The sequence below is a fragment of the Oleiphilus sp. HI0086 genome (genome assembly GCF_001635225.1).
In genome coordinates this window covers 1-3,306 of record NZ_LWFZ01000769.1, presented here as the reverse complement: position 1 = coordinate 3,306, position 3,306 = coordinate 1, and the positions used below count along the sequence as shown (strand labels likewise).

Sequence of the window (3,306 nt, the reverse complement as noted above, 5' to 3'; positions counted from 1 at the left end):
TACCTCAAATGAGCCTTCCAGGGCAGCGCTCTGGTGCGCGACAGTATGATAAAAATGATCCAGCAACTTTGAAATATAAGGTTTATGCTGCCAGTGAGTTTCAAGAACCTCAGGACACATTAATGACAATTCACCCCGAACTCTAAATTGCTGTAGTAGCGAAGGATAGAAAAATAGCAGTTCTACCTTCGCCTCGTTTAAATGTAGTAGGTTCTTTTGGGCAAGTTTGTTCACAAACAGTACACAACTATCTGCATTGATTTCGCGTACGACCAAGGTGCGCATTCTTGGTTGAGACGCATCATTTTGCTCGAGTGTCGCGAGTGTGCAATATTTAGCACTGGGGTCCTGGTTTTGCTTGGCCTCTTGCCTAGCGTTCATCAACAAAGTCATAGGTTGATATTCAGTCATAAACTCTTCGCCCTGTTAATCTACGTAACCACTGCCAATAGCACTAAAGGGAAGCTCCAAGCCCAGTTCGGGCACCTGCGCTGCTATCCAAGCTGGAAAGGTGTTGCTGTTCGGGCCAGGAAAAACTTTATACTCGTTAGCCCAGGGGTAACGTTCAGCTAAAGCAACTATTTCTTCGATCAACTCTTCTGCTTCGTCACCTCGCTTATCCAAAAGAATTTGGGGCTGACTACCAAACCAATACCTATCAGGAATATCATTCTCGACTCTCAACACAGACAGTCCTCGTTTGGCACGCCAACCTATCACTTCAAGAACGGTATATTCAGAAGCATCTCTTGCTTTCACCGCAATCCAAGTATGTATCGCAAACCAACCTCGCCACCCCCATGCATCGGCACCATATACCTGAATAACCGCTTCGGGAGTTTCGGTAGACAAAGGGGCGAGCCCGGAAGAGTCTCTAGACGCTTCTCGCCAGCTTCCCGTGCTGCACCCCACCGCTAACACACTGAAAAGTATCATACTAAATTGAATCAATGCCTTAATGGTAAACATCGTCTATTTCCCCGTTATCTTCTCCGTAAAAACAAGACCTTAGTCTTACAAGCACTGGGCTTACAAACAACACGCCTTTTCCTCCGACAGAAAGACATTCAGCCCCTTCTCCTCAGCACGCGTCTACTTTTTTAGACTCATTACCGTTAGAGGCTTTTCATCATTTAGTAAATGTACGTTTACCCCGTGGAATAGATCACTCTGTAGGTGATCTTTTTCCCCCTTCCAAACGTAAACGTAACAAACATCATAGTTAGGATTGAATAGAATTCATGTCAGCTCAAGGTTTACATCAACAAATCAGCGACTTACGAACCAAACAACCAACTCAAAACCAGGGCATTAACGTTGTATGGTTTAAGCGTGATCTCAGGTTACGTGATCATACTCCCCTGAAGGAAGCTTGTGCAGGCAAAAATCCCACCTTACTGATCTATATCTTCGAAGATCTGCTAATACAAGACCCTCACTACGACGTGCGCCATTGGCGTTTTATTTGCCAGTCTTTAGCCGATTTGAATCGTCAACTCAAGGCCTTTAACACGCAGATCCATTGCTTTCGGGGCAAGGTTCTTAAGGCGTTAGAGGAAATCCATAGCCATTTCACAATCAATCGATTATTCAGCTATGAAGAGACCGGTATACGTGCTACCTATGAGCGCGATAAGGAAATAGCTGATTGGCTAGCCAAACACCAAATAGACTGGCAAGAAAGCCCAACGGGCGGAGTCATTCGAGGGCTGACCCACCGAAGCAATTGGGACAAGCACTGGCACAGTATCATGCGCATGGGTTTAGACAATCCCGACCTTCGAGGCGCTAACCTTATTTCTCTAGCACATCATCATCCGAATGATGCAATGGAGCCTTCTTGGCTTGAAACGCATCCTAGGATGCAACATGGGGGTGAAAAATGGGCTGAGAGAACACTCGCTTCTTTTTTTAGATCAAGAGGTCAAGACTATGCCTATAAAATATCAAAACCACTTGAAAGCCGAAAGAGCTGTTCCCGCATGTCTCCTTACCTGGCTTGGGGAAATATTAGCCTGCGGCAGTTTTATCAGCGAACCTTACTTCATCGTCGCGAACAGGGGTGGCGTAAAACGGCGAATACCTTGTGTTCACGTTTGCATTGGCACTGCCATTTTATCCAAAAGTTTGAAAGTGAACATGAAATGGAAGAAAGACCTGTCAATCGCGCTTACGCGTTATTCAGCTATCGAGAAGACAATGATTCCCTTTGCCATCGCCAAGCTTGGCAAGATGGAAAAACGGGCTACCCCATTGTTGATGCATGCATGCGATGTTTAATCGAAACGGGTTATTTGAACTTTCGAATGCGATCCATGCTCGTCAGCTTTTTTTGTCATCATTTGCTGCAGGATTGGCGGCAAGGTGTACATTATCTAGCCAAGCTTTTTTTGGACTTCGAGCCCGGTATTCACTATGCGCAGTTTCAGATGCAGGCTGGCGTCACAGGCACAAATACCATTCGAATTTACAATCCAGTGAAACAAAGTCTAGAGCATGACCCTAATGGTGAGTTTATCAGAATGTGGCTACCGGAATTGGCTAAACTCCCAAACGAGCTGATTCACACGCCGTGGATGATGACTCCTATGGAAGAAACATTGTATGACCTATCTCTGGGAACCACGTATCCAAAACCAATTGTCGATATTAAAGAAACGGGAAAAATTGCTCGCCGCGAATTATGGGCTTTTCGTAAACGAACCTTCGTCAGACAAGAAAACAGCAGGATTCTTCACCGTCACGTACGTCCTAATAAACGGAAAAGAGACTAAACTGAACCGCTGTGTGCCACCTTAAGAAAAAACACTTTGGTGCTTTGAAGCAGGCTATTGCGAAGGCCTTACTCACCAAACTCTATTTTAACCCGCTATGGTTATTCAAGCACTTCCTCTTGATAATTTTTTTGAGTGGCCGTTATTCGACTTTCAGTTATTGTCGATTGCAACACTGCGCTTTATTGTCGATTTGCCTGTAGCAGTATTCGCCATTGTGACGATCCAAAACACGCCCCCTCGCAATGATCTGCTTTAATCAAACAGGACACTTCAATAAGGAATATAATCCAATTATTGAGGTGTTAAATGACAAAACGAAAGAACAGAAGTTATACAACAGAGTTTAAACAAGAAGCGGTTGCCCTGGTCACCGAGCAAGGCTATAGCGTTCCTAAAGCGGCTGCTTCATTGGGTATTACAGATAAGTTGCTCTACAACTGGAAAGCCAAGTTTGATGCGGAACAATCTGGTACTGGCTTAAATACAGATGAGCGTGCTGAATTGCTTCGGCTCCGAAAGGAAAATAAAG

Annotated in this window: 4 protein-coding genes; 2 read left to right on the top strand and 2 right to left on the bottom strand. The window is 44.8% G+C overall.

Going from position 1 to position 3,306, the window contains the following annotated elements:
* Together A3756_RS13305 and A3756_RS13300 are read right to left on the bottom strand one after the other, a co-directional pair.
* Window positions 1–411: pyridoxamine 5'-phosphate oxidase family protein (locus A3756_RS13305; protein ID WP_156490461.1), on the bottom strand; the 411-nt coding region annotated here is incomplete at its 3' end.
* A gap of 15 nt (window positions 412–426) precedes the next feature.
* Complete coding sequence (locus A3756_RS13300) at window positions 427–969, bottom strand: DUF3750 domain-containing protein (protein ID WP_068510196.1); 543 nt, start codon at window positions 967–969, stop codon at window positions 427–429.
* A gap of 272 nt (window positions 970–1,241) precedes the next feature.
* Between A3756_RS13300 and A3756_RS13295 the strand changes: the two genes are divergently transcribed.
* Together A3756_RS13295 and A3756_RS13290 are read left to right on the top strand one after the other, a co-directional pair.
* On the top strand, window positions 1,242–2,774 hold the full coding sequence (locus tag A3756_RS13295; RefSeq protein ID WP_082865253.1) for a cryptochrome/deoxyribodipyrimidine photo-lyase family protein: 1,533 nt from the start codon (window positions 1,242–1,244) through the stop codon (window positions 2,772–2,774).
* 309 nt (window positions 2,775–3,083) lie between these two features.
* A partial coding sequence (locus A3756_RS13290; RefSeq protein WP_068553672.1) for a transposase occupies window positions 3,084–3,306 on the top strand: 223 nt, incomplete at its 3' end.

Excerpts from the sequence above, each read along its gene's own strand:
- A3756_RS13300 (WP_068510196.1), bottom strand. The coding sequence starts at position 969 with ATGTTTACCATTAAGGCATTGATTCAATTTAGTATGATACTTTTCAGT.
- A3756_RS13295 (WP_082865253.1), top strand. The coding sequence starts at position 1,242 with ATGTCAGCTCAAGGTTTACATCAACAAATCAGCGACTTACGAACCAAA.